Source organism: Variovorax sp. 10L421 (assembly GCF_056395365.1).
Window position 1 is genome coordinate 134,497 of sequence record NZ_JBFTJJ010000003.1, and the last position, 25,847, is coordinate 160,343.

General features: G+C 68.6%; 27 protein-coding genes. 20 read left to right on the forward strand and 7 right to left on the reverse strand.

All coding sequences use genetic code 11. The features are described from left to right. Positions 1-4 precede the first annotated feature (4 nt). The 17 genes from AC1DFC_RS06905 to AC1DFC_RS06985 all read left to right on the forward strand — a co-directional run bounded on the left by AC1DFC_RS06905 (position 5) and on the right by AC1DFC_RS06985 (position 16,667). Positions 5-739, forward strand: coding sequence for a GntR family transcriptional regulator (locus AC1DFC_RS06905; RefSeq protein ID WP_007828610.1), 735 nt, complete (start codon positions 5-7; stop codon positions 737-739). Then, positions 736-1,764, forward strand: coding sequence for a histone deacetylase family protein (locus AC1DFC_RS06910; RefSeq protein WP_007828612.1), 1,029 nt, complete (start codon positions 736-738; stop codon positions 1,762-1,764). The genes AC1DFC_RS06905 and AC1DFC_RS06910 overlap by 4 nt, the downstream gene beginning before the upstream one ends. Beyond that, on the forward strand, positions 1,761-2,840 hold the full coding sequence (locus AC1DFC_RS06915) for a phosphotransferase (RefSeq protein WP_007828614.1): 1,080 nt from the start codon (positions 1,761-1,763) through the stop codon (positions 2,838-2,840). The genes AC1DFC_RS06910 and AC1DFC_RS06915 overlap by 4 nt, the downstream gene beginning before the upstream one ends. After that, a complete protein-coding gene (locus AC1DFC_RS06920; protein ID WP_007828615.1) occupies positions 2,833-4,104 on the forward strand; it encodes an aspartate aminotransferase family protein in 1,272 nt (423 codons plus the stop codon). Before AC1DFC_RS06915 ends, AC1DFC_RS06920 begins: the two co-directional genes overlap by 8 nt. A 71-nt stretch (positions 4,105-4,175) precedes the next feature. Then, positions 4,176-5,381, forward strand: coding sequence for a M20 aminoacylase family protein (locus AC1DFC_RS06925; protein ID WP_007828617.1), 1,206 nt, complete (start codon positions 4,176-4,178; stop codon positions 5,379-5,381). A gap of 22 nt (positions 5,382-5,403) precedes the next feature. After that, complete coding sequence (locus tag AC1DFC_RS06930) at positions 5,404-6,402, forward strand: tripartite tricarboxylate transporter substrate-binding protein (protein ID WP_478178870.1); 999 nt, start codon at positions 5,404-5,406, stop codon at positions 6,400-6,402. A 124-nt stretch (positions 6,403-6,526) separates the two neighbouring features. Next, positions 6,527-7,000, forward strand: coding sequence for a helix-turn-helix domain-containing protein (locus AC1DFC_RS06935; protein WP_413332589.1), 474 nt, complete (start codon positions 6,527-6,529; stop codon positions 6,998-7,000). Then, the gene (locus tag AC1DFC_RS06940) at positions 6,994-8,322 is read left to right on the forward strand and encodes a HipA domain-containing protein (protein WP_478178933.1); all 1,329 of its coding nucleotides are present in this window, start codon (positions 6,994-6,996) and stop codon (positions 8,320-8,322) included. The genes AC1DFC_RS06935 and AC1DFC_RS06940 overlap by 7 nt, the downstream gene beginning before the upstream one ends. A gap of 90 nt (positions 8,323-8,412) precedes the next feature. Further along, a complete protein-coding gene (locus tag AC1DFC_RS06945; protein ID WP_478178871.1) occupies positions 8,413-9,138 on the forward strand; it encodes an outer membrane lipoprotein in 726 nt (241 codons plus the stop codon). A gap of 140 nt (positions 9,139-9,278) precedes the next feature. Further along, positions 9,279-10,193, forward strand: a complete 915-nt coding sequence (locus AC1DFC_RS06950; protein WP_478178872.1) for a dihydrodipicolinate synthase family protein — start codon at positions 9,279-9,281, stop codon at positions 10,191-10,193. Positions 10,194-10,231: 38 nt separating this feature from the next. Next, complete coding sequence (locus AC1DFC_RS06955) at positions 10,232-11,365, forward strand: branched-chain amino acid ABC transporter substrate-binding protein (RefSeq protein WP_413332585.1); 1,134 nt, start codon at positions 10,232-10,234, stop codon at positions 11,363-11,365. Between the two features lie 14 nt (positions 11,366-11,379). Then, positions 11,380-12,315 carry a 4-hydroxyproline epimerase gene (locus tag AC1DFC_RS06960; RefSeq protein ID WP_413332583.1) on the forward strand — a complete coding sequence of 312 codons (936 nt, stop codon included), beginning with the start codon at positions 11,380-11,382 and terminating at the stop codon, positions 12,313-12,315. An 11-nt stretch (positions 12,316-12,326) separates the two neighbouring features. Then, positions 12,327-13,430 (forward strand): NAD(P)/FAD-dependent oxidoreductase, encoded by a 1,104-nt coding sequence (locus AC1DFC_RS06965; RefSeq protein ID WP_478178873.1) that lies wholly within the window; start codon positions 12,327-12,329, stop codon positions 13,428-13,430. Further along, positions 13,427-13,675: a (2Fe-2S)-binding protein gene (locus tag AC1DFC_RS06970; RefSeq protein WP_413332580.1), complete on the forward strand. Its 249-nt coding sequence runs from the start codon at positions 13,427-13,429 to the stop codon at positions 13,673-13,675. The genes AC1DFC_RS06965 and AC1DFC_RS06970 overlap by 4 nt, the downstream gene beginning before the upstream one ends. Then, a complete protein-coding gene (locus AC1DFC_RS06975) occupies positions 13,672-14,949 on the forward strand; it encodes an FAD-dependent oxidoreductase (RefSeq protein WP_478178874.1) in 1,278 nt (425 codons plus the stop codon). Before AC1DFC_RS06970 ends, AC1DFC_RS06975 begins: the two co-directional genes overlap by 4 nt. Before the next feature lie 26 nt (positions 14,950-14,975). Further along, a complete protein-coding gene (locus AC1DFC_RS06980) occupies positions 14,976-15,644 on the forward strand; it encodes a GntR family transcriptional regulator (RefSeq protein WP_157632108.1) in 669 nt (222 codons plus the stop codon). Positions 15,645-15,728: 84 nt separating this feature from the next. Next, positions 15,729-16,667: a fatty acid desaturase family protein gene (locus AC1DFC_RS06985; RefSeq protein WP_478178875.1), complete on the forward strand. Its 939-nt coding sequence runs from the start codon at positions 15,729-15,731 to the stop codon at positions 16,665-16,667. On the opposite strand, the gene AC1DFC_RS06990 is transcribed toward AC1DFC_RS06985, so the two are convergent. Then, positions 16,655-17,542: an EamA family transporter gene (locus AC1DFC_RS06990; protein ID WP_478178876.1), complete on the reverse strand. Its 888-nt coding sequence runs from the start codon at positions 17,540-17,542 to the stop codon at positions 16,655-16,657. The genes AC1DFC_RS06985 and AC1DFC_RS06990 overlap by 13 nt on opposite strands. Positions 17,543-17,623: 81 nt before the next feature. Between AC1DFC_RS06990 and AC1DFC_RS06995 the strand changes: the two genes are divergently transcribed. Further along, a complete protein-coding gene (locus tag AC1DFC_RS06995) occupies positions 17,624-18,511 on the forward strand; it encodes a LysR substrate-binding domain-containing protein (RefSeq protein WP_478178877.1) in 888 nt (295 codons plus the stop codon). Positions 18,512-18,546: 35 nt separating this feature from the next. Here the strand turns inward: AC1DFC_RS06995 and AC1DFC_RS07000 are convergent, their stop codons facing one another. Further along, on the reverse strand, positions 18,547-18,861 hold the full coding sequence (locus tag AC1DFC_RS07000; protein WP_007828645.1) for a hypothetical protein: 315 nt from the start codon (positions 18,859-18,861) through the stop codon (positions 18,547-18,549). 81 nt (positions 18,862-18,942) lie between these two features. After that, on the reverse strand, positions 18,943-19,113 hold the full coding sequence (locus tag AC1DFC_RS07005; RefSeq protein ID WP_007828646.1) for a hypothetical protein: 171 nt from the start codon (positions 19,111-19,113) through the stop codon (positions 18,943-18,945). A 59-nt stretch (positions 19,114-19,172) separates the two neighbouring features. Between AC1DFC_RS07005 and AC1DFC_RS07010 the strand changes: the two genes are divergently transcribed. Continuing rightward, positions 19,173-20,618, forward strand: coding sequence for an MATE family efflux transporter (locus AC1DFC_RS07010; RefSeq protein ID WP_478178878.1), 1,446 nt, complete (start codon positions 19,173-19,175; stop codon positions 20,616-20,618). On the opposite strand, the gene dbpA is transcribed toward AC1DFC_RS07010, so the two are convergent. The 4 genes from dbpA to AC1DFC_RS07030 all read right to left on the reverse strand — a co-directional run bounded on the left by dbpA (position 20,593) and on the right by AC1DFC_RS07030 (position 24,297). After that, on the reverse strand, positions 20,593-22,023 hold the full coding sequence (dbpA, locus tag AC1DFC_RS07015; RefSeq protein WP_056593233.1) for an ATP-dependent RNA helicase DbpA: 1,431 nt from the start codon (positions 22,021-22,023) through the stop codon (positions 20,593-20,595). The two genes, AC1DFC_RS07010 and dbpA, sit on opposite strands and share 26 nt — an antisense overlap. Positions 22,024-22,106: 83 nt before the next feature. After that, the gene (gene infA / locus AC1DFC_RS07020; RefSeq protein ID WP_007828652.1) at positions 22,107-22,376 is read right to left on the reverse strand and encodes a translation initiation factor IF-1; all 270 of its coding nucleotides are present in this window, start codon (positions 22,374-22,376) and stop codon (positions 22,107-22,109) included. Positions 22,377-22,434: 58 nt separating this feature from the next. Next, positions 22,435-22,704 carry a hypothetical protein gene (locus tag AC1DFC_RS07025; protein WP_007828654.1) on the reverse strand — a complete coding sequence of 90 codons (270 nt, stop codon included), beginning with the start codon at positions 22,702-22,704 and terminating at the stop codon, positions 22,435-22,437. A gap of 354 nt (positions 22,705-23,058) precedes the next feature. After that, positions 23,059-24,297: an MFS transporter gene (locus AC1DFC_RS07030; protein WP_413332567.1), complete on the reverse strand. Its 1,239-nt coding sequence runs from the start codon at positions 24,295-24,297 to the stop codon at positions 23,059-23,061. Positions 24,298-24,381: 84 nt separating this feature from the next. Here AC1DFC_RS07030 and pdxR point away from each other — a divergent pair, with 84 nt between their 5' ends. Next, the gene (gene pdxR, locus AC1DFC_RS07035; protein ID WP_413332565.1) at positions 24,382-25,839 is read left to right on the forward strand and encodes a MocR-like pyridoxine biosynthesis transcription factor PdxR; all 1,458 of its coding nucleotides are present in this window, start codon (positions 24,382-24,384) and stop codon (positions 25,837-25,839) included. Positions 25,840-25,847: the final 8 nt, after the last annotated feature.

Genomic DNA, 25,847 nt, shown 5'->3' on the forward strand with positions numbered 1-25,847 from the left:
CACCATGGCTTTTTCTTCTTCCATCGCCGACAGCACCGGCTTCGAGTCCGTCGAGGCGCCCGACCTGGTCGGGCTGGTCGAAGCGCAGCTGACGCGCGCCATCGTCGAAGGGCGCCTCGCGCCCGGCAGCCGTATCGTCGAGGCCGAGATCGCGCGCCGCATGGGCGTGAGCCGCGCCCCCGTGCGCGAGGCCGCGCGCCGGCTCGAGCGCCAGGGCGTGCTGGTGGCGCGCCCGCGCCACGGCTTCGCGGTGCGCACCATCAGCGTCCAGGAAATCGACGACCTGTTCGAAGTGCGCCTGAGCCTGGAGATGACCTCGGTCGAGCTGGCCTGCCGCAAGGCCGACGACGCGGGGCTGCAGCGCCTGCGCACGCTGGTGGACGACATGGTGCGCGAGGCGCCCACGCAGCCGCAGCACGTGCGCATCGCGACCGACCTGGCCTTCCACACGCTGATCAGCGAGCTCTCGGGCAACGCGCACCTGCACCGCATCTTCTCGAACACCCAGACCGAGATGCAGATGATCATCGCGCTGATCGACGCGGTCTACCACGACCCCGAGACCATGGCCAACACGCACTACCCCATCGTCGATGCGCTGATGAGCCGCGACGTCGAGGCGTCACGCCTGGCCATGCGCGAACATCTCGACGACGCCTGGCAGCAGGTGCGCGCACTGTTCGTGAAGCAGCACGGCGACGTCGCCCTCACCACTTCCACGCAAGGACCCGCGAGATGAAGATCGTCTACAGCGACGCCCACAAGGACCACGACCCGCAGCTCTTCATGGTGCGCGGCCGCCTGAAGCGCAGCAACGAGCAGCCCGAGCGGGCCTTCCGCCTGCTGTCGGCGGTCGAGCACGATGGCCACGAGGTTGTCGCGGGCGAAGACTTCGGCGCCGGCCCGCGCGCCGCGATCCACACGCCGGAGTACCTGCGCTTCCTGGAGACGGCCTACGCGCGCTGGCGGCTGCTGGACGACCCGTCCGACGAGGTCATGCCCAACATCCATCCCTTTCCGGGCGAGCCCTGCACGTATCCGGAGAGCGTGGTCGGGCAGGCCGGCTTCCACATGGGCGACAACGCGTGTTCCATCGGCCCGCACACCTGGGCCGCGGCCGTGGGCTCGGCCCACGTGGCCACCCACGCGGCGCAGCTCGTGCTGCAGGGCGAGCGCGCGGCCTATGCGCTGTGCCGTCCGCCGGGCCACCACGCCTATGCCGACCGGGCCAACGGCTTCTGCTACCTGAACAACACGGCCATCGCGGCGCAGCACTTGCGCGCGGCGCACGACCGCGTGGCGATCCTCGACATCGACGTGCACCACGGCAACGGCACGCAGGGCATCTTCTACCGCCGCGCCGACGTGCTGACGATCTCGCTGCACGGCGATCCGCGCAACTTCACGCCCTTCTTCACCGGCTATGCGCACGAGCGCGGCGAGGGCGCGGGCCTGGGCTACAACATCAACAAGCCGCTCGCGCTGGGCACCGACATCGACGGCTACCTGCCTGCGTTGCGCGATGCCTGCGAGAGCATCCGCGCCTTCGCGCCCGGCGCGCTGGTGGTGGCGCTGGGCCTCGACACGCATGAGCGCGATCCCTACAAGGGCATGAAGATCACGACGCCCGGCTTCGCGCAGCTGCTCGCCGAGATCGCGCGCCTCGGCTTGCCGACCGTGCTGGTGCAGGAGGGCGGCTATCTCTCCGACGACCTGGGCCCCAACCTCGCCAGCGCGCTGCGCGGCTTCGCGGGCGCCGCATGACGGCAGCGGACGGGTTCGACGATGCGGAAGTCTTGAGCGAAGGCTCGCCCGAACTCGACCCCGACTGGGTGCGCGCGTTCGCGCTGCGCCACTACGGCATCGAAGGCGAGATGCGGCCGCTGACCGGCGAGCGCGACCGCAACTACCGCCTCGAATCGGCGCTGACCGGCGAGCACTTCATGCTGAAGATCTCCCACCCGAGCGAAACACCGCTGGTGGCGGACTTCCAGACCCAGGCGCTGCTGCACATCGCGGCTGCCGACGCGGGGCTGCCGGTGCAGCGCATCGTGCCCACGCGCGAGGGCCAGCCTTCGCTGCTGTGCGATCCGGGCGACGGCCTGCCGCGCGTGGCTCGGCTCTTCAGCTACCTGCCGGGCCTGCCCTTGCCCGAAGCGCCGCGCACAGCCGCGCAGCAACTGAACCTGGCGCGCACGCTGGCCCGGCTCGACCTCGCGCTGCGCGACTTCGACCATCCGGCCGGCGCGCTCGCGCTGCCCTGGGACATCCAGCGCGCCGACAGCGTGCGCGGCCTGCTCGCGCACATCGGCGATCCGCAGCGGCGCGCGCTGGCCGGGCGCTCGCTCGACCGCTTCGAGCGCGATGCGAAGCCGGTGCTGGCGGGCCTGCGCACGCAGCCCATTCACAACGACTTCAACATCTACAACGTGCTGGTCGATCCCGCCGACACCGACCGCATTGCCGGCATCCTCGATTTCGGCGACATGGTGCGCGCGCCGCTGATCGACGACCTCGCAGTGGCCGCGGCCTACCAGCTCGATCCGGCGGGCGATGCGCTGGCCGGCATCGTGCCCTTCATTGCCGCGTACCACGCCGTGCTTCCGCTGACGCGCGAGGAGGTCGACGTGCTGTTCACGCTGATCACCGCGCGGCTCGTGATGGTGGTGGCCATCAGCGGCTGGCGCGCTGCGCGCCACCCCGACAACGCGGCCTACCTGCTGCGCAACAACGCGCTGTCGTGGGCCCGCCTGCAGGCCTGCGACCGCATCGGCAACGAAGCCGCAAGCACCGCCTTCCGGCGCGCCTGCGGCATGAACCAGAGTCACGCAAATGCCTGAAGAATCGCTCCTGGAACGCCGCGCGCGGCTGCTCGGCCCGGCCTACCGCCTGTTCTACGAAGCACCGCTGCACCCGGTGCGCGGCGAAGGCGTGTGGCTCGACGACGCCGACGGCAAGCGCTATCTCGATGCGTACAACAACGTCGCGTCGGTGGGGCATTGCCATCCACACGTGGTGGAGGCCATCGCGCGGCAGGCCAGCGTGCTCAACACCCACACGCGCTACCTGCACGAAGGCGTGCTCGACTACGCCGAGCGCCTGCTGGCCACCATGCCGCCCGCGCTCGGCCATGCGATGTTCACCTGCACCGGCAGCGAGGCCAACGACCTTGCGATGCGCATCGCCAAGGCCCACACGAAGGCCGAAGGGCTGATCGTCACGCGCTTCGCGTACCACGGCGTGACGGAGTCGATCGCGCAGGCCTCGCCTTCGCTCGGGCGCTTCGTGCAGCTCGGCAAGACGGTGCGCACCGTGCCGCCGCCCGACAGCTACCGCGTGCCGCCCGAAGACCAGGGAAGGGCTTTCGCCGCCGGCGTGCGCGCCGCCATCGCCGACCTGCAGGCGCATGGCATGCGGCCGGCCGCGCTGATGGTCGACACCGTGTTCTCGAGCGACGGCATCTTCACCGACCCGGCGGGCTTCCTGAACGAAGCGGTTGCCGCGATCCGCGAGGCCGGCGGGATCTTCATCGCCGACGAAGTGCAGCCCGGCCTGGGCCGCACCGGCGATGCCTTCTGGGGCTTCATGCGCCACGAGAGTCTGGTGCCCGACATCGTGACCATGGGCAAGCCGCTGGGCAACGGCCATCCATTGGCTGGGCTGGCGGTGCAGCCGGAGGTGCTGGCCGCGTTCGGCCGCGAGTGCCGCTACTTCAACACCTTCGGCGGCAACCCGGTGTCGATGGCGGCCGGCATGGCGGTGCTCGACGTGATCGAGCGCGAAGGATTGATGGCCAATGCGCAGCGCGTGGGCCGCCATCTGCGCGCCGGACTCTCGAAGCTTGCCGAGCGCCACGAGTTGATCGGCGACGTGCGCGGCGCGGGCCTGTTCGTGGGCCTGGAGCTCGTGACAGACCGTCGCGCGCGCACGCCTGCCACGGCCGAGACCGTGCGCGTCGTCAACGGCCTGCGCGAGCGGCAGGTGCTGCTGAGCGCCACCGGCGAACACGCCAACACGCTGAAGATCCGTCCGCCGCTGGTGTTCTCCGAAGCCAATGCCGATCTGCTGATCGGCACGCTGGACGAAGTGCTGGCCAGGCTTTGACCCGCTGTCATGGCGGCAAACGCCGCCTTGCGCCAGAATCGTCCGCCTCCCACGACAGTGCCCTCGCCGCCATGAACATCGCCGATTCCTTCCTTGCCAACGCCGCCCGTTTCGTCGAGATCCGGCGCGACATCCACGCCCATCCCGAACTCGGTTTCGAGGAGCACCGCACTTCCGAGAAGGTCGCGAGCCTGCTGACCGGATGGGGCATCGAGGTGCACCGAGGCATCGCCGGCACGGGACTCGTCGGCGTGCTGCGCAAGGGCACGGGCTCGCGCACCATCGGCCTGCGCGCCGACATGGACGCGCTGCCATTGCACGAAGCCAACGAGTTCGCCCACAAGTCGACCAACCCCGGCCGCATGCACGCCTGCGGCCACGACGGCCACACCACCATGCTGCTGGCCGCCGCGTGGCACCTGTCGCAGCAGGGCCCCGGCGACTTCGACGGCACGGTGCATTTCATCTTCCAGCCCGCCGAGGAGATGGGCAAGGCCGGCGCGAAGAAGATGATCGACGAAGGCCTGTTCGAGCGCTTTCCGTGCGACGCGGTCTTCGGGCTGCACAACTTCCCCGTCGGCGACGTGGGCCGCTTTGCGCTCAACGAAGGCGCGCTGATGGCGTCGAGCAACACGTACAAGATCACGCTGCGTGGACGCGGCACGCATGCCTCGATGCCGCACACCGGCATCGACCCGGTGGCCGCGGTGGTCACGCTGGCGCAGCAACTGCAGACCATCGTGGCGCGCACCATTCCCAGCACCGAGCGCGCACTGCTTGCAGTCACGCAGCTGCAGGGCTCGGATGCGCCGAACGTGATTCCCGATGTGGCGACGGTGGGCGGCACGATCCGCACCTTTTCCATCGAAGCCATCGACAAGCTCGAGGCGCGGCTGCGCGAAGTGGCGGCCGGCGTGGCGGCGGCGCATGGCTGCACGGCCGAGGTGTACTTCAACCGCTCCTCGCCGCCGACCGTGAACCATCCGGCCGAGGCGCGCTTTGCCGCCGGCGTGATGCGCGAGGTGGTTGGCGACGACATGGTCACCGACAACTTCCCCGCCGTGATGGGCGCCGAGGACTTCGCCCACATGCTGCTCGCGCGGCCCGGCTGCTACGCCTTCCTGGGCAACGGCGACGGCGACCACCGGCTCGACGGCCACGGGCCCGGCCCCTGCATCATTCACAACACCTCGTTCGACTTCAACGACGAGATCATCCCGATCGGTGCCAGCTACTTCGTGAAGCTGGTGCAGCGCTGGCTGTCGCCGGGCGGTTGAAGTTGTTCCCTTCCTGTTGACGATGACCAAGAAAGTGGCCACACAGATGACCTCCACCCCGCTCACCCGACGTTCGTTGACCGCGCTTGCTGCTGCGGCGGTGCTTGGTGCCATCGCACCGGCCCATGCACAGCAGCGCGTGATCCACATCGTCGTGCCCTTCGCCACCGGCGCGGTGCAGGACACGGTGGCGCGCGCCTTCAACAATGAGTTGGGCGCGGCGCTGAATGCCAGCGCCATCGTCGAGAACCGCGCGGGCGCGGGTGGCACCGTGGGCGCGGCCCTGGTGGCGCGCGCGCCGGCCGACGGCAACACGCTGGTCCTCGCGGCGGCGAGCCACAACATCGCGGGCTTTCTCTACAACAAGCTGAGCTACGACCCGCTGAAGGATTTCGTCGGCGTGGCCAACGTCGGCAACGCGGGCTATGTGCTGGCGGTGGCCAGCGGCATGAATGTGTCGAGCACGGCCGACTTCATCAAGGAGGTCAGGGCCAACCCCGGCAAGTACAACTACGCCTCGGCCGGCAACGGCAGCGCGACGCACCTCGCGATGGCGTCGTTTCTCGCGAAGGCGGGGCTGCAGATGACGCACATCCCGACCAAGTCGACCGGCGAGGCCGTCAATGAGGTGCTCGCGGGTCGCGTGCAGGCGGTGATCTCGTCGAGCATCGGCGTGATCGGCTTCCAGGACGATGCGCGCATCAAGCTGCTCGCGTCCACCGGCCAGTCGCGCAGCCCCTTCCTGCCGAAGCTGCCGACGGTGGCCGAGAGCGGCCTGCCGGGCTACGCCTTCGATTCGTGGATCGGCTTGCTCGCGCCGGCCGGCACGCCCAAGGCGGAAGTCGAGCGCATCAACGTCGCGGCCAACAAGGTGCTGGCCGACCCGGCGATCCAGGAACGCTTCAAGCGCCTGGGCGTGGAGCCGCGCAGTCAGAGCGCGGAGGAGTTCCAGAAGCTGTTGCGCTCGGACTGGGATGCGATGGGGGCGGTGGTGAAGGCTTCGGGGGCGAAGATCGATTGAGGCGGTGATCGAATAACGGCCAGGCCTTGGTGCAGAAAAAAATAAGGCAAGGCTTGTAATTTATAAAAATATCCTGAAGCTGATATTTTGACAAAATAAGCTATAGCCGATATTCTGGTCGGCGATGGACTATCCCCTTCGTTTCGTCGACCAGCTGCGGCCGCACCTCAAGGCATTGCGGAAGAAGCGCGGCCTGACACAGGCGCAGGCAGGCGCGTTGGTCGGTGTCAGCCAGGCCCGGATCGCGGAGATCGAAGCGAATCCCGGGGCGGTCAGCTTCGAGCAACTGATGAAGTTGATGGCGGCGTTGGGGGCATCCTTTTCCCTGCAGGACGGAACGTCCTCAAGTCCCATCGCTGACGCCGCGCAGGAGCATCCCGGGAGGCGCGACTCGCTGCCGGACGATGCCGTGAACCTCCCGGAAGGATGGACCGCCACGAGGATGAGCGATCAATCGGTGCTGGTGCACCTGCCTTCCGGGCAATCGAGTGCTCCAGGCGCATCGCTTCGCGCGCTTCAGGCGCTGAATCCCGGCAAGGACATCAAGCCGACGTCTCGCCGGAGCTTCGTCGTCCGGCCGAAGAAGGAGTCCTGGTGACGCAGGCGCTTGGCGCGTGGATGAACGGGGAGCCCGTTGGCACCTGGTCCGTCGACCACGGCGTCCACACCTTCCGGTACGACCCCCGATGGCTCGAATCGCCCCGGCGGCGCTCGCTGTCGTTGTCGATTCCGCTCACCGGCACGCTCGAAGTCCGCGGCGAGGTGGTCCGCAACTACTTCGACAATCTGCTGCCCGACAACGACAGGGTTCGCGCGCGTCTGCGCAATCGCTTCAAGCTCAAGGACGCCAGGACTTTCGACCTGCTCGAAGCCATCGGCCGCGACTGTGTCGGGGCCGTGCAATTGCTGCCCGAAGGCGCCGCGCCGCAGGGCTGGAATGCCGTGAACTGCGAGCCCCTGGACGAAGAGCAGATCGCCGCGCTGCTGCAAGCCGTTCCGTCCGAAGACACCCCGGAAGGCATGCGCGACGAAGACCTGTTTCGCATTTCCCTTGCCGGTGCGCAGGAGAAGACCGCCCTGACTTTCTGGAACGGCGAATGGTGCCGGCCGCATGGCGCCACGCCCACCACGCACATCATCAAGCTGCCGCTGGGATTGATCGGCGGCTCCAAGCGCGTGGACGCCTCGGACTCGGTGCAGAACGAATGGCTGTGCGCACAGATCGTCGAGGCACTCGGCCTGCAAGTGGCGCCGACATCCATGGCCACCTTCGGCGGGCAGACGGTCCTGGTCGTGGAGCGGTTCGACCGCGAGTGGATGGATGGTGGCGCCTGGATCGCGCGCCTGCCGCAGGAGGACTGTTGCCAGGCCATGGGCCTGCCGTCCGACAGGAAGTACGAGCAGCACGGCGGCCCCGGCATGAGCAAGTGCCTGCAGCTTCTGCAAGGCAGCGGGAGTGCGGAGGATGGCGCCCGGTTCCTGCTCGCGCAATTGGCCTTCTTTCTGCTCGCCGCCACCGACGGCCACGCCAAGAACTTCTCGATCCACCTCTTGCGCGGTGACGCCTACGAGATGACGCCGCTCTACGACATCATTTCGACGTGGCCGTACTTCGGCAACGGGCCCAATCAGTTCCAGCCGCGCAAGGCGGGTCTGGCCATGGCGATCCGCTCCAAGAATGCGCACCATGTCTTTCACACCATCCAGGCTCGCCATTGGCATGGGCTGGCCATGAAGAACGGTGGCATCGATGTCTGGAACGCCATGCTGGACATGGTGGCGTCGGTGGATGACGCACTGAGCGAGATCGAGGCCCTGTTGCCGTCGGATTTCCCTGCATGGACCTGGGAGTCCATCTCACGGGGCATGCGAAGCGAGGCCGCGCGGTTCCTCTCAGGCGTGACCGACATCGCAGTGTAGGACGCCGGTCAATTGACAACGCGCCGCCCGCGCTCATGCTTCCTGATGGGTTCCGGGGCATTCCGCTTCGGACCGTATAAGGGGCTTTTCATGGATCCGACGTCGCCATTCAACCCGCCTCCGGGCCAGCCGGTGGGCAAGTCGCCCAAGCCGCTGTGGGCCGTGATCGGCGCATTGAGCGTGGCCGTGGTGGCGCTTGGCGGCGTGTTGCTTCACCGCCAGGAGCCGGTCGCGAGTGCGAGTGCACCGCCGCCAGTCGTTGCCGCTGCGTCGCCCATTGCACCGGACGATTTCAAGCCTGAAGCCATGCCACCGGCGCTCGCCGTGCCGCCCACGGCGACGGGCCCCGCGCCGCAAGCAATGGCGGCTGCGCCGATGCCCGCTCCCATGCCAGCTCAGGCGATCCAGCCCGGACCGGCGCCAGGCGTGATGAACGCGCCACCCGTCGCTGCCGCTCCTCCCGCCCCGCCACCTTGCGCGGTCTGCGGCCATGTCGAATCGGTTCGCCCGGTTCAGAAGCGCATCCAGAACACCTCGGGCGTGGGGGCCGTGGCCGGCGGCGTGGTGGGTGGCCTCGTCGGCAACCAGTTCGGCCATGGCAATGGGCGCGTCGCGACCACGGTGCTCGGCGCGGTGGGCGGCGGCTTCGCGGGCAACGAGATCGAGAAGCACGTGCGCACGGTCACGGTCTACGAGGTGGGCGTGCGCATGGACAACGGCACGCTGCGCACCGTCGAGACGAAGACCGCGCCACCCATCGGCAAGCCGGTGACGCTCAAGCGGGGCCTGCTGCGCCCCGCGGACGGCCGCAAGTAGCGCGACCTACCCGCTCCCGGATATCACAGAAAAACCGGGCGCGGAAGAGCGCATGCCCCAAAGATATCTTGACCATATATCCTTAATATATTTAAAGTGCGACGCTTCCACACCACCGCACATCCACAAGGAGCGATCAAGTGACCAATCCCCGCTGGCAAGGCATCTTCCCCGCCATCACCACCAAGTTCCACGCCGACGAGAGCATCGATGCCGAGGGCACGGCCCGTCACATCGACTTCCAGATCCGCAACGGCATCCACGGCCTCGTCACTTGCGGCTCGCTCGGCGAAGCCAGCACGCTGACGCTGGAAGAAAAGCTGCAGGTCGCGAAGATCGCGCTCGAAGCTGCCGACGGCCGCATCCCGGTGCTGGCCAATGTGTCGGAAACCAGCACGCGCGAAGCGCTGCGCTACGTGGACGGCGCCAACAAGCTCGGCGTGGCCGGCTTCATGGTGATGCCCTCGGTGATCTACGTGGCCGACGCGCGCGAGGCGATGCTCAATGTGCGCACCATCGCCAACGCGGCGCAAAAACCCATCATGGTCTACAACAACCCGGTGGCCTACCGCGTCGACCTCAAGCCCGAGCACATGGTCGAGCTGGCTGACTGCGAATGGATCGCGGCCATCAAGGAAAGCACCGACGACATCCGCCGCATCACCGACCTGCGCAACACCGTGGGCGACCGCTACCAGCTGTTCCTGGGCGTGGACGACCTCGCCTACGAAGGCCTGGCGCTCGGCTGCGACGGCCTGTTGGCCGGCGTAGGCTGCGCCTTCCCGCGCGAGACCGTGGCGCTGTACGACCTGATGAAGGCCGGCAAGTTTGCCGAAGCGCTCAAGCTCTACCAGTGGATGACGCCGATGCTGCATCTCGACGTGTCGACCAAGCTGGTGCAGAACCTCAAGCTCATCGACGTGCTGGTGGGCGTGGGCAGCGAGCACATGCGCCGTCCGCGCTTGCCGCTCATCGGCGAGGAGCGCGCATTCATCGAAGCCATCGTGAAGAAGGCGCTCGCCACGCGGCCTGCGCAGTACCAATCGATTATGTAATACGCCCCTCTTTTCATTGTCCCAACCTAGGAAGAAGCATGAAGTCAAAAGCAAACATGGTTTCGTTTCTCGGCCTCGTGGCCATCGCCATCGCAGGTCAGGCACAAGCACAGGAGCAGGTGGTCAAGATCGGCCACAGCGGTCCGCTCTCGGGCCCCAATGCCTTCGCAGGCAAGGACAATGAAAACGGCGTGCGCCTCGCCGTCGAGGAGCTCAACGCGAAGAAGCTTGTCGTCGGCGGCAAGACGCTGAAGTTCGAAATGGTGTCGGAAGACGACCAGTGCGACGCCAAGACCGGTGTGAGCGTCGCGCAGAAGTTCGTGGACGACGGCGTCAAGTACGTCATGGGCCCGTACTGCTCCGGCGTGGCCATTCCGGCTTCGCGCATCTACAGCGAAGGCGGCACCATGGTCTCCACCGTGGGCACCAACCCGAAGGTGACGCAGGGCGGTTACAAGAACCTCTACCGCATCATCGCGAGCGACAACCAGATCGGCTCCAGCATGGCCGTGTATGCGGCCAAGGTGCTGAAGGTGACGAAGGTCGGCGTGATCGACGACCGCACCGCCTTCGGCCAGGGCCTGGCCGAGGAGTTCACCAAGGAAGCGAAGAAGCAGGGCCTGACCGTGGTCGGCCAGGAGTTCACCACCGACAAGGCCGTGGACTTCACTGCCATCCTGACCAACATGAAGGCCAAGGCGCCCGAGGCCATCTTCTTCGGCGGCTATGCACCGCAGGCCGCGCCCATGGCGCGCCAGATGAAGCAGCTGGCCGTGCCCGGCAAGCTGCTGGGCGGCGACACCGTGTGCAGCCCCGCTACCGGCAAGCTCGGCGGCGATGCGGTCAACGACCTGGTGTTCTGCGCGCAAGGCGGCTCCATCCTCGAGAAGGCGCAGAGCGGCCCGGCCTTCAAGGAGAAGTTCAAGAAGCGCTTCAACGTCGATCCCGACGCGTACGCTGCTTCGTACTACGACCAGGTGCTGTTCATCGGCGAGTCGATGAAGAAGGCCAACTCCATCGACCCCGACAAGGTGGGCGCCGAGCTTTACAAGACCACCTACAAGGGCGTGGCCGCAACCTATTCATACGACGACAAGGGCAACATGAAGCAGGCGCCCATCACCGTCTTCACTTTCAAGAACGCGGCGCCCGTTCCCCTCGCCAGCTATTGATCGGACCCAGCCACATGCAACGCATCCAGGTCATCGATTCGCACACAGGCGGCGAGCCCACACGCCTTGTGATTGGCGGGTTTCCCGATCTGGGCGGCGGCAGCATGGCCGAGCGTCGTGCGCTGCTGGCCGAGCGGCACGACAAGTGGCGCGCGGCGGCCGTGCTGGAGCCGCGCGGCAGCGACGTGGTGGTGGGGGCGCTGCTGTGCGAGCCGGTGTCGCCGGATGCGGCTGCCGGCGTGGTCTTCTTCAACAACGCCGGCTACATCGGCATGTGCGGCCACGGCACCATCGGGCTGGTCGCGAGCCTTGCGCACATGGGGCGCATCGGCGTGGGCGAGCACCGGATCGAGACGCCTGTAGGCACGGTCACGACCACGCTGCACGAAGACGGCTCGGTGAGCGTGCGCAACGTGCCGGCCTACCGGCATCTGCACCAGGTGGCGGTCGAGCTGTCGGGCCATGGCACCGTGCGCGGCGACGTGGCCTGGGGTGGCAACTGGTTCTTCCTGGTGAGTGAGCACGGCCAGCGCGTGGCGAGCGACAACCTCGCGGCGCTGACCGGCTACACCTCTGCCTTGCGCCGCGCGCTGGCGGCGCAGGGGATCACGGGCGCGGACGGCGCGGAGATCGATCACGTCGAACTCTTTGCCCACGACGATGAAGGCGCGGACAGCCGCAACTTCGTGCTGTGCCCGGGCAACGCCTATGACCGCTCGCCTTGCGGCACCGGCACCAGCGCCAAGATCGCCTGCCTCGCGGCGGACGGCAAGCTCGCGCCGGGCGAAGTGTGGACGCAGGCCAGCGTGATCGGCAGCCGCTTCGAGGCCAGCTACGAGATGGCGGATGGCAAGGTCATTCCCACGCTGCGAGGCCGCGCGCACATCAGCGCGGAAGCCACGCTGCTGATCGAAGAAGACGATCCCTTCGGCTGGGGCATCCGGCTCTGACATCGGTCGGCATGGACGCGGATGTCATCGTCATCGGCGCCGGCATCGTCGGCGCGGCGTGCGCACAGGCGCTCGCACAGGCGGGGCGCAGGGTGCTGGTGCTCGATGCGCGCATCGGCGGTGCCACCGGCGCGGGCATGGGCCATCTCGTGGTGATGGACGACAACGCGGCCGAGCTCGAACTGAGCCGCCATTCGGTCGCGCAGTGGCGCGAGCTGGCGCCGCGCATGAGCGACGACTGCGCGTACAGCGCCTGCGGCACGCTTTGGATCGCCGCGAACGACGAAGAGATGGCGGAGGCCGAGCGCAAACAGCAGCGGCTGCGCGCGCATGGCATCGGCAGCCGGCTGCTCGATGCGCGCGAACTGGCAAGCGCGGAGCCCGCGCTGCGCAAGGGCCTGTCGGGCGCTCTCGAAGTGCCGGGCGACGGCATCCTCTATGCGCCGAACGCCGCACGCTGGCTGCTCACCCAGAACAAGGAATCGATCCGCGTCGAGCATGCGAAGGTCGAGGCCATCGAAGACGACGGCACGTTGCGCCTCGCCGACGGCAGCCGCCGCACAGCGCCGCAGGTCGTGCTGGCCAACGGCATCCAGGCGACGACGCTGTGCCCCGAACTGCCGATCCGCCCGAAGAAGGGCCATCTGCTGGTCACTGACCGCTATCCGGGCACGGTGCATCACCAACTGGTCGAGCTCGGCTACGTGACCAGCGCGCACCACAGCGAGGGCGACTCGGTCGCCTTCAACGTGCAGCCACGGCCCACGGGGCAGCTGCTGGTCGGCTCGTCGCGCCAGTTCGACACAACGGACCCGGCGGTCGAGGCGCTGATGCTCGCGCGCATGCTCCAGCGCACGCTGGACTACCTGCCGGGGCTTGCGAACCTCAACGCGGTGCGCTCGTGGACCGGCATGCGCGCGGCCTCGCCCGACGGGCTTCCGCTGCTGGGCAAGCACCCGTGGCGCGAGAAGCTCTGGCTCGCTGTCGGACATGAAGGGCTCGGTGTGACCACTGCGCCGGGCAGCGCGCATCTGCTGGCTGCCTTGATGACCGGCGCGACCCCCGACTTCGATGCGGCGCCCTATGCGCCGCGCAGCCTCCGGGAGTTCGCATGAGCAGCCACACCCTGTTGAACATCGACGGCCGTCTGGTGCGCGTGAAGGCGGGCAGCTCGGTCGCCGCCGCGCTGCGCGTGGCCAGCGGCATGGGCGTGGCGCGCATTTCGGTCACGGGCCAGCCGCGCGCGCCGTTCTGCGGCATGGGCGTGTGCCAGGAATGCCGCGTGCTGGTCGATGGCCGGCGCAGGCTCGCCTGCCAAACCGTCTGCATCGAAGGCATGCGCGTGGAGACGACGGAATGACGACCCGCATGGCACAGGAAGAATGCGAGGTGCTCGTCGTCGGTGCAGGCCCGGCCGGCATGGCCGCGGCGGTGGCGGCAGCGCCCAGCGGTGCATCGATCGTCGTGATCGACGACAACCCCGTGCCCGGTGGGCAGATCTGGCGCGATGGCCCCGGCGCGGCATTGCCGCCTGCGGCGCGCAAATGGCGCGATGCGCTCGAGCGCCATGCCAACATCCGCGTGCGCAGCGGCACGCGCGTCGTCGCCGCGCCCTCGCCGCATGAACTGCTGCTCGAAGACGCCGAAGGCGCCACGCGCATGCGGTGGAAGAAGCYCATTCTCTGCACCGGTGCACGCGAACTGCTGCTGCCCTTCCCCGGATGGACGCTGCCCGGCGTGACCGGCGCGGGCGGGCTGCAGGCGCTTGTCAAGGCCGGCATGCCGGTCGAGGGCGAACGCATCGTCATCGCGGGCAGCGGGCCGCTGCTGCTTGCCGCTGCAGCCACTGCGCGCGCAGCCGGCGCGAAGGTGCTGCGCGTCGCGGAGCAGGCGTCGTTCGCCTCGGTCGCGCGCTTCGGCGCCAGCCTCGCGCGCTGGCCCGGCAAGGCCGCGCAGGCGGTGACGCTCGCCGATCCGCAGTACCGCACTTCGTCGCGCATCGTCTCGGCGCACGGCGCGACGCAGGTCGAATCGGCGCGACTTCGCCAAGGCAGCAGCGAAATCGAGATTGCCTGCGACCGCATCGCCTGCGGCTTCGGCCTCACACCCAACACGCAGCTCGGGCAGCTGCTCGGCTGCGCGCTGAAGGCACAGGCCCTGTGGGTCGATGCCCTGCAAGCCACCAGCGTCCCCGGCGTCCATGCAGCCGGCGAGTGCACCGGCTTCGGCGGCAGCGAACGTGCACTGGCGCAGGGCACGATCGCAGGCCATGCGGCCGTCGGCAACGAACACGCAGCCAAGGCGCACGAAGGCGAACGCGCCCGCTGGAACGCCTTCGCCGCGCAGCTGCACCGCAGCTTCGCGCTGGCGCCGGATATCAAGACGATGCCGCAGCCCGACACGCTCGTGTGCCGCTGCGAAGACGTTCCCTTCTCCGCGCTGGCAGGTTGCACCGGCTGGACCGACGCCAAGCTGCATCGCCGCTGCGGCATGGGTGCCTGCCAGGGCCGCGTCTGCGGCGACGCGGCGCATTTCCTCTTCGGATGGACGCCGCCCGTGCCGCGCCCGCCGCTGTCGCCGGCCCGCATCTCGACACTCGCAGGCTTGGCGAACGACGGCGACCCCCGACAATGACGCCGCCGCATCCGCAGAACAAGACCATGCCCGCCTCGAAGACCGCCTCCCGTCCACCGCCCAAGCGCCGCGCCGCCGACCTGGCCTACGACGCCATCGAGACGCTGCTGTCGACCATGCAGCTGCAGCCCGGCAGCCAGGTCGTCGAGGCCGAACTCGCCGAGCGCACGGGGCTCGGCCGCACGCCGGTGCGCGAGGCGCTGATGCGCATGGTGTCCATCGGACTCATCGTGCAGCAACCGCGCCGCGGGCTGCTCGTGTCGGCCATCGACCTGGCCGACCACCTCGACGTGATCCAGACCCGGCGCGTGCTCGAACGGCTGATCGCCGCCTGCTCGGCGCGCCGGGCCACCGCGCAGCAGCGCACCGACATCGTCCGCTGCGCCCGGACCATGGTCGAGGCCGCGGCACGAGGCGACCTCACCGGCTACATGCGCGCCGACCATGCACTCGACCTCGTCAATCACCAGGCGAGCCACAACGACTCGGCAGTGAGGGCGGTGATCCCGCCGATCGTGCAGTGCCGGCGCTTCTGGTATGCCTACCAGCACGAAGGGGAGATCGTCGAGGGCGCCAACGCGCACCTCGAGCTGGCGCAGGGCATCGCGACCGGCGACGAAGCTGCCGCCATCGCGGGCGCCGAGCGGCTGATGGACTACCTCGAAGTCTTCGCGCGCAAGATCATCGACAAGTAGGCCAAAGGGCCTCGGCTCCACTCACCGCCGCACTGCGGGGAATTCCGCGTGCCTTGCCCGGGCCGGCGGCGCATACTGGCCCGCATGGCCGCCGCCCCCCGCGCCCAACCCGAAGAGTTCTTCACCGCCGAAGAATGGCAGTCGCTCACTGCGCGTTCGTCGTGGAAGGGCCTGTGGCTGGTGCTGCATTGCTGGGCCGTGATCGGCGCAGCCATGCTCGCGGGCATCGTGTGGCCATGGACCCTTCTGCTCGTGGTGCCGGTAGTGGGCGCGCGGCAGCTGGGGCTGTTCATCCTCATGCATGACGCGGCGCACGCGGGGCTGCACCGCAATCGCAAGGTCAACGACTGGGTGGGCCATTGGCTGTGCTCGTCGACGCTGCGCGACTACCGTCCGTACCACCTGCAGCACCACCGCTTCGTGCAGCAGACCGAAGATCCGGACCTCGTGCTGTCGGCGCCCTTCCCGATCACGCGCGCGTCGATGTGGCGCAAGGTGGTGCGCGACCTGAGCGGGCAGACCTTCTACAAGCAGCGCTTCGGGCATGTTGCCGAAGGCATCCGCAAGCGCGGGCCGGGCGAGTCAGTGCTCGAGGTGCTTGGCCGGGAGCTTGCGAAAGACAGGCGTTTTCTCATTGCCAACAGCCTCGGATTTCTGGCCTTCGCGCTCGCCGGCTGCTGGTGGGCATGGCTGCTGATGTGGCTGCTGCCCATGGCGACGTGGCTGCCGCTCGTGAGCCGCGTGCGCAACATCGCCGAGCACGCGCTGGTCGCGCAGAACGAGGCCGATCCGCTGCGTCAGGCCCGCACCACGCACGCCGGCTGGCTCGAACGCATCCTGGTGGCGCCCTACTGGGTCAACTACCACTGCGAGCACCACATGTTCACCAACCTGCCTTGCTGGGCCTTGCCGAAGGCGCATCGCCTGCTGCAGCGGCAGGGCGCCATCGCGCGCATGGAAGTGCAGCCCGGCTACCTGAGCCTGCTGAAGCGCGCGACTTCGCCCTCGGCTCAGCCGGCCTGACGCGCGGCCGGCACGGCCCGCACCACAGGCTGAGCCCCGCGCTGGCTGAGCCAGATGCTCGCAATGACGATGCCGATCCCCGTCACCTGCCACGCCGACAACGCCTGCTCCAGCAGCGCCCAGCCCAGGATCACCGCCGTCACGGGGCTCAGGAAAGCCAGCGGCGCGATCGCCGAGGGCTCCAGCCGCGCCACGCCGCGGAACCACACGATGTAGGTCAGCGCGGCGCCCACGAGGCCGAGCCAGCCGAAGCCGATCCAGTTCTGCGCCGTCAGCGCGGGCAGAGGCGGCTCCAGCAGCAGCGCCACCGGCAACAGCAGCAGGCCGCCCGCGGTGAGCTGCCACGCGGTGAAGGTGAGTGCCGACACCGGTGGCTGCCAGCGCCGGCTCAGCACCGTGCCGAAGGCCATCGACACCGCGGCGGCAACGGCCGCGGCAATGCCGATGGCATCGAGCGCCGCATTCGGCGTGAGCACCAGCAGTGCGACCCCACCGATGCCGACCACCGCCGCCGCGACCGACAGCGCGCGCATCGGTGAGCCCAGGAAGACGCTGGCCAGGAACACCACGAGCAGCGGCTGCACCGAAGTGATGGTGGCCGCGACGCCGCCCGGCAGCCGGTATGCCGCCAGGAACAGCATCGCCCAGAGGATCGAGAAATTCAGTGCGCCGAGGATGAAGATGCGCCCCCACCACGCGCGCTCGGGCAGCTTGCGCACGATCAGCAGCAACAGCAGGCCGGCGGGCAGCGCGCGCAGCAGGGCGACCGTCAGCGGGTAGTTCGGCGGCAGCAGCTCGGTCGTGACGACGTAGGTGCTGCCCCAGATCGCGGGCGCGGTCGCGGTGAGCAGGAGGTCGGTGGTGCGGCTTGTCATGGGTCGAATCTAGTGAATTGACCATGGGTTGTGAATGCCAGAATAATGAATTGATTCTTTACCATCAGTCGTCAATTCAGCATGGACCATCTCACGGCCCTCAAGGTCTTTCGCACCACCGCCGCCACGGGCAGCTTCGCCGGCGCCGCGCGGCAAATGGGGCTGTCGGCGGCGGCCATCAGCAAGAACATCGCGGAGCTGGAGGCGCATTTGAAGGTGCGGCTCATCAACCGCACCACGCGGCAGATGAGCCTGACAGAAGCGGGCGCTGCGTACTTCGAGCGCTTATCACGCATCCTCGACGAACTCACCGAGGCCGATGCCGCCCTTGCGCCCATGGGCAGCAGCCCCGGCGGTGTGCTGCGCGTGAGCGCGCCGCTGACTTTTGCGCTCACCTCGCTGTCGCCGGCCATTCCCGAATTCATGAAGCGCTACCCGAACCTGCGGCTCGAGCTGAACCTGCAGGACAGCCGCTCGGACATCATCGGCGAGGGCTACGACCTGGCCATCCGCGGCAGCGACCGGCTGGAGGATTCGAGCCTCGTCGCGCGCCGGCTCATGACCATGGACCATGTGCTGTGCGGCGCGCCCGGCTACTTCGCCGCCTTCGGCCGCCCCGCACAGCCCGAAGACCTGAAGGCCCACGAGTGCGTGCAGTTCACGCTCTCGGGCCACGCGAACAAGTGGACCTTCAACCGCGCCGGCCGCAGCGTGGCCGTGGCCATCGACGGGCGCTACAAGGTCAGCTCCAGCATCGCCGTGCGTGACGCGCTGCTCGCGGGCTTCGGCCTGAGCCTGATCCCGCGCATCTACGTCGAGGCCGAGCTGGCCTGCGGCCGCCTGCAGGCCGTGCTCGAAGACTGGGAGGCGGACAGGACGCCGGTCTATGCCGTCTACCCCTCGCGCCACCTGCCGGCGAAGACGCGTGTCTTCGTGGATTTCCTTGAGGAACGCTTTTCAGGGCATTGAGTGCCCGGAGCCACCGTGCGACGGCGCGCGTGGCGTCAGTCGTCGGCCCGCTCGGGGCTTTCCCAGCCCAGCAGCTCGGCCAGGCGCTGCACGATCCACGTGGCCTCGGCCGCCGACACGCCCGATTCGGGCGCGGCGAGCCCGGCGTGGATGCGCCGCAGGATCTCGCTTTCGACCGGCACCTCGGTGTGGTGCTGGATCTGCGCGTGGCCCACAAGGTGGCTGGCGAGGTCTTCGCACATCTCGTAGCGCTCGCGCACCAGGCCGATCGGTTCGCTCAGGCGCTGGCGCGCGTCGGTGTAGACCGCGAAGAACGAGGGCGGGATGAGGATCTGGTTGTCGTCGGACATCGCTGCCTTATAGCTGCCCCAACGACAAAACGCGCCCGTGGGCGCGTTCGTCGTGGCTCCGGGGAGCCAGCGGGGGCCGGATCAGCCGCCCTTCTTGGCGCGCTTGCCAGGGTTCTTCTTGCTGCGCGTTGCGGTGCCGCGTTCGAGGCTGACCTTCTGGCCGCCACCGGAGCGAGGCACGGTGTAGCCGGGCATCGGCGTCGGCTTGGGGGTGGCAACGCGTTCGGCTTCGGTACGGAATGTCTTGGGCATGAAAAGCTCGGGTAAAAGTGATGTTCGAACCTGCAATTAGGCCACATCGGGAATTTCATATGCCAATAACCGCAACGGCGGGTGGTGTCGAGCGCGCGCGCTTCGTTTCGGGGTCGTTGATGCGCCATGTCTGCGTGATGGCGGGCACGGGGGCCATCGGGCTGATCGCGGTGTTCGCGGTCGACCTCATCAACCTGTTCTATATCTCGCTGCTTGGGGAGAAGGAGATTGCCGCGGCGGTCGGTTTCGCGGGCGTGATGGGCTTCTTCCATGCGTCGCTGTGCATCGGGCTGACCATCGGCATCGCGGCAGTGGTGTCGCGCACCGTGGGGGCCGGCCGTGGCGAGGACGCGCGCCGCATCGCCACATCGAGCCTGGTGCTGATGACGGCGGTGTCGGCGGTAGCGGGCACCGGCACGGCGTTCTTCCTGCATCCCGCGCTGCAGGCCCTGGGCGCCCAGGGCGAGACGGCGCGGCTCGCGCATCGCTACCTCTCGGTGACGGTGCACACGCTGCCGCTGCTGGGCATCGGCATGGCGACTTCGGCGCTGCTGCGTTCCATCGGCGATGCGCGCCGCTCGATGACGGTGACGCTCGGCGGCGCCTTCGTGACGGCGGTGCTCGACCCGATCCTGATCTTCGGCTTCGGCCTGGAACTCGACGGTGCCGCCATCAGCGCGGTAGTCTCGCGCATCGTGCTCGCGGCCATCGGGCTGCACGGCGTGACGGTGAGGCACCGCATGCTCGGGCGCTTCGAGCCGTCGCGACTGGGCGGCGATGCGCGCGCGCTCGGCAAGGTGGCCGCGCCGGCGGTGCTGACCAACCTCGCCACGCCGGTGGGCGCGGCCTTCGTCACGCATTCGGTCGCGCAGTTCGGGCCCTCGGCGGTGGCGGGCGCGGCCACCATCGACCGGCTGACGCCGGTGGCCTTCGGATTGGTCTATGCGCTCAGCGGCGCGGTCGGGCCGATCCTCGCGCAGAACCTGGGCGCGGGGCAGTTCCGTCGCGTGCAGGAAGGGCTGCGCGACAGCCTGTTGTTCATGATGGCGTCGGTGGCCGTGGCGTGGCTGGTGCTGGCGCTTGGGCAGGGCGTGCTGATCCGCGCGTTCTCGGCCGACGGGCAGGCGGCCGAGCTGATCTCGCTCTTCTGCAGCTGGACGGCCGCGAGCTTCTTCTTCGCGGGCGGGCTGTTCGTGGCGAACGCCTCCTTCAACAACCTCGGGCATCCGCTGCTGTCGACCGCATTCAACTGGGGGCGCGCCACGCTGGGCACGATTCCGTTCGCGTGGTGGGGCTCGCGCTACGGTGCGGCAGGCGTGCTGATCGGGCAGGCCGTGGGCTCGTCGATCTTCGGCCTGCTGGCGGTGATCGTGGCGTTCCGGCTGGCCGCGAAGCTGGCGCGGCAGGAGGCGCCTGCAGGCGCGGCCCCGGCGCTCGATGCGCCGCTGGCACCGACCTCGCCGCAGGCCGGTGCGGCGGCTACTGCTCCAGCAGCCGTACCTTGACCGACTTGCCCTTCACGCGGCCGGCCGACAGCTTGCGCGCGGCTTCTTCGGCGATGGCGCGGTCGACCGCCACATAGGTCGAGAACTCGTTGACGTTGATCTTGCCGACCTGGTCCTTGGCATAGCCGCAGTCGCCGGTCAGCGCGCCCAGGACGTCGCCGGCGCGGATCTTTTCCTTGCGCCCGCCCACGATCTGCAGCGTGGCCATCGGCGGCTTCAGCGGCTCGCCCTTGCCCGGCGTGAGCTCGGCCAGTTCGTGCCATTCGGATTCGCGGCCCTGCAGCTGCTCGATCTTTCCGACGAAGCCCATCTCGTTCATGCTGGCCAGGTTCAGCGCCAGGCCTTCCGAGCCGCCCTGCTGGCCCACGCGGCCGGTGCGGCCGACGCGGTGAATGTGGATTTCGGAATCGGGCGTCACGTCGACGTTGATCACGGCTTCGAGGTGCGAGATGTCGAGTCCGCGCGCCGCCACGTCGGTGGCAACCAGCACCGAGCAGCTGCGGTTGGCGAACTGCACCAGCACCTGGTCGCGCTCGCGCTGCTCCAGCTCGCCGAACAGCGCCAACGCGCTGAAGCCCTGGGCCTGCAGCACCTCGACGAGGTCGCGGCACTGCTGCTTGGTGTTGCAGAAGGCCAGCGTGCTGACGGGGCGGAAATGGTCGAGCAGCAGGCTCACGGTGTGCAGCCGCTCGCTGTCCTTCACCTGGTACCAGCGCTGGCGGATCTTGCTGCCTTCATGCTGCGCCTGCACCGTGATCTGCTCGGGGCTCTTCATGAACTGCTGCGCGAGCTTGGCGATGCCTTCGGGGTACGTGGCCGAGAACAGCAGCGTCTGGCGGGCCGAAGGGCACTGGCGCGCCACCGTCACGATGTCGTCGAAGAAGCCCATGTCCAGCATGCGGTCGGCCTCGTCGAGCACCAGCGTGTTGAGCGCCTCGAGGTTGAGGTTCTCGCGCTCGAGGTGGTCCATGATGCGGCCGGGCGTGCCGACGACGATGTGCGCGCCGTGCTCCAGGCTGGCGATCTGCCCACGCAGCGCAACGCCGCCGCAGAGCGTGACGACCTTGATGTTTTCTTCGGCACGCGCCAGGCGACGGATTTCGGTCGTGACCTGGTCGGCCAGCTCGCGCGTCGGGCACAGCACCATCGCCTGGATGGCGAAGCGGCGCGGGTTCAGGTTGGAAAGCAGCGCCAGCGCAAAGGCGGCGGTCTTGCCGCTGCCGGTCTTGGCCTGCGCGATCAGGTCCTTGCCGAGCAGCGCCGGCGGCAGCGCGGCGGCCTGGATGGCCGTCATCTGCGTGTAACCGAGCTGGGTGAGGTTGGCCAGCATCTGGGGCGAGAGCGCCAGTGAGGCAAAGCCGTTGTCGGCTGGGGTGCCGCCGGCTGTGGGGTTGGGTGTGGTCATCGTTCAGCAGCCGGGAAGTGCAAAAAACAAAAGCCTTGCCGGCGCCCTTCGCGGGCACCGCAAGGCCTTTCGTCGGTTGCGGATCAGCGGCGGGGGGAGTTGTTGCCGCCGGTGGTCGGCGGCGGGCCGCGGCGTTCCAGGTGACGGAAGGTGATACGGCCCTTGGTCAGGTCGTAGGGCGAGAGTTCGAGCGACACCTTGTCACCCGCCAGGATGCGGATGTGGTGCTTGCGCATCTTGCCGCCGCTGTAGGCGATCAGCTGATGGCCGTTGTCCAGCGTGACGCGGTAGCGCGAGTCGGGCAGGACTTCGGTCACTGCGCCGTTCATTTCGATCAGTTCTTCCTTGGGCATATGTGGTTACCTCTGACTCGTTCGATGTTTGTTGGAGATGGAATTGGGCGTAATTGTTTCAGCCCGCGCACGGAAGCGCGAGAGGGGCCGTCTTCGAAACCTGGGGGGCGCGTTCGCGCACCCAGCCGAGGCCCTGGTCGATGGCGTAGCCGACGGCGGCGGCGTGGCTGGCAAAGCGCGGCGTGAAGCGCATCACGCGGTCGTGCATGCCGCTGCCGCGGCCGGAGCGGATCGAGACCGAAGCGGCGTACTTGCCGTCGTCCTGATGTCGGATGAGCGGGGAAACAAGGTACTTGCCCACCGCGATACTGTGTTGAATGATGTCCATGAAGCCTTGGCACAGCGCGCAGATGCAAAGCGCGAAGTGCCTGAAAAATAATTGAAAACGGGCGTGGGCCGGCCGGAATGGCGCGGCGGACGCGCTATTCGCTTCAACAGGAACGAAGGCAGTGGTGGCAATCATGGGCGCCCGGTCTGGCGCTCCAACACACTGTAAAAGCCGGCTTGGGAGTGAGAGGCCTGAAGAATCCAAGGGACAGTGCAGGTCAGCCGGCGGTATTGACGAAATTCTTCGTCGTGGTATCGAAACGAACCCGACATTATAGCTTGCAGGGCATGACAGTTGCTTGTCTTTAAAACAACGATCTCATGAAAAAGGCCCCGAAGGGCCGTTGTTCAAGCACTATTTGCTATCAAAAACATAGTTTGACGAGGCGCTGCGGGCCGCGCGCGGCGCGCGCAACAGCAGCATCAGCCCTGTGAACTGGCAGGCCGCCCCCACCCAGCCCACCGCGCCGACGCCGGCCAGTTCGATCGCCATGCCGCCCAGTGCCGAACCGGTCGCAATGCCGAGGTAGATCGCCGATGCGTTGAGCGACAGCGTCATCGGCGCGCGCTCCGGCGCCAGCCGGATCAGCCGCACCGCCTGCGCCGGGCCGAACCCCCAGCCCGCGAAGCCCCACAGCGCCGACAGCCCCACGATCAGCGGCAGTGCCAAACCGCGCGGCAGCATCTGCGCCGAGAACGAGAGCCCACCAAGGATCAGCACCAGCATCAGCGCGAAGCCCTGCGCCATGCGATCGGCGCCGAAGCGGTCGGTGGCCCAGCCGCCGGCCGCGGTGCCGATGGCTGCCGCCACGCCGATGGCGAAGAACACCGCGCTAGCGCCTTCGGCGCCGAAGCCCAGCGTCTCCGAGAGGAACAGTGCAATGTAGGTGTAGAAGCTGAAGCCGCCCGTGGCCCACAGCATGCTGATCAGCAACGCCGGCAGCACGCCCGGCTCGCGGGCCACGGCAAAGGCCGGCGCGCGCTTTGCAGCCGCCGGGGCCTGCGCCAGCGTGCGCGGCAGCCCGAGGGCGAGGCCCAAGGTGGCAAGCGCCGCCGCAGCCGCGATCAGCAGGTAGGCCGTGCGCCAGCCGCCCCAGCCGGAGATCCACGCACCCAGCGGCACGCCCAGCGCCACTGCCACTGTGCCGCCGCCGGTCACGATGGCCAGCGCTCGGCCGCGCAGCGCGGGCGACACCATGGCGGCCGCCACCGCGCTCGCGGTCGGCAGGAACACGCCGGCCACCAGCCCCAGCGCGACCCTCGCGAATGCCAGCTGCGCAAAGCCGTGCGCCATCGATGCCGCCAGCGTCAGCGCCGAGAAGGCCGCGAGGCTGGCAATCAGCAGCGGCCGGCGACCGAAGCGCGCCAGCAGCGCCGCCATCACCGGCGAGCCGATCGCATAGCTCAGCGCGAACAGCAGCACCAACTGCCCGGCCCGTGCGGCACTGACCTGCAGGTCGGCCGCCAGCACCGGCAGCAGTCCCGCGACCATGAAGCTTTCGGTGCCGATGGCGAAGGCCCCCAGTGCGAGCCAACCCAGGCTCAGGGGCAGGCGTTCAGGCGGTTGCGAGGTCGGGAGATCGGTGCCGTTCATGAGGGACTCCGTTGAAGCTGTGTTCGAGGCTTCCAGAGTACGTTTGCAATTGGCCCTTCAAAAGAACCACAATTAACGAAGTTTATGGAGCCACTTTTCGAACTCGCCATCCACCTGCCGGGCGCCGGCTCGCGCGAACTGCTGCGTGAGGTGCACCGCCAGCTGCGCGGCGCCATCCTCGACGGCCGGCTGCAGCCCGGCGCGCGCCTGCCCGCCACGCGCGCGCTGGCGCAGCGCCTGGGCGTGTCGCGCAACACCATGCTCGCGGCCTACGACCTGCTGCTGAGCGAGGGCTACCTGCTGGCGCGCCCCGGCGCCGGCACCTACGTGGCCGACACGCTGCCGGCCTCCCGGCGCGGCCGCGCCACCAAGGCCTCGCCAGCCCGGCGCGACCCTCGCCTGGTGCCACTCACTCTTCCGGGCGCCGACCTCGTACCCACGCTGCAGCCATCGCCAGCGCGCGACGACTTCCGCGTCGGCCTGCCCGACGTGAGCGTCTTTCCCTTCGACATCTGGCGCCGCCTGAGCGACCGCGCGCTGCGCCGCGTCGCACGCCAGACCGCCGACTACGCCGACCCGCAGGGCCAGGGCGCGCTGCGCGAGGCCATCGCGAAGCACGTGTCGTTCACCCGCGCCGTCGGCTGCACCGCCGGTGACATCGTGGTCACGGCCGGCGCGCAGCAGGCCTTCGGGCTGCTCGCGCGCATCCTCGTCGTGCCGGGGCGCACGGTGGTCGCGGTCGAGCAGCTGTTCTACCCCTCGCTGCGCGAAGCCATGCTGGCCGCTGGCGCGAAAGTGGTGACCGTGCCGACCGATGACGAAGGCATGTGCGTGGACCGCATTCCGCCCGAGGCCCGCGTGGTCTGCGTGACCCCCTCGCACCAATTCCCCACCGGCGTGGCGATGTCGCCACCGCGCCGTGCCGCCCTGTTGGCCTTCGCGCGGGCGCGCAACGCGGTCGTCATCGAGGACGACTACGACGGCGAATTTCGCTTCGCCGGCCGCCCGCTCGATGCGCTGCAGACGCTCGACCGCGCCGAGTCGGTCTTCTACATCGGCACCTTTTCCAAGAGCCTGTTCCCCGCGCTGCGGCTGGGCTTCGTGGTGGCGCCGCCCTGGGCCCGCGCGGCGCTGGTGCGCGCGCGCGAACTGGCCGACTGGCACGGCCCGGTGCTGGGCCAGGAGGCGCTGGCCGCCTTCATCGCCGAAGGGCACCTGGCGCGCCACATCCGCAAGATGCGCAGGCTCTACGGCGCGCGGCGCACCGCATTGCTCGAGGCCCTGGCACGCCACGGTGCGGGCCGGCTCGAAGTGATTCCTTCGGACGCCGGCCTGCACCTGTCGGCCCGGCTGCACGGCGGTACGCGCGCCGATGCGGTGGTGGAGCGCGCCGCCGCGGCCGGCATCACGCTGCCGCCGCTCTCGCGTTTCGCGCTCGATCCGCACGCGCCCGGCGTGTCCAACGGCCTCGCCTTCGGCTACGGGCTGATCGCCGAGCAGCAGATCGATGGCGCGATCCGTCGGCTGGTCGCGTTGCTCTGACGGTCAGG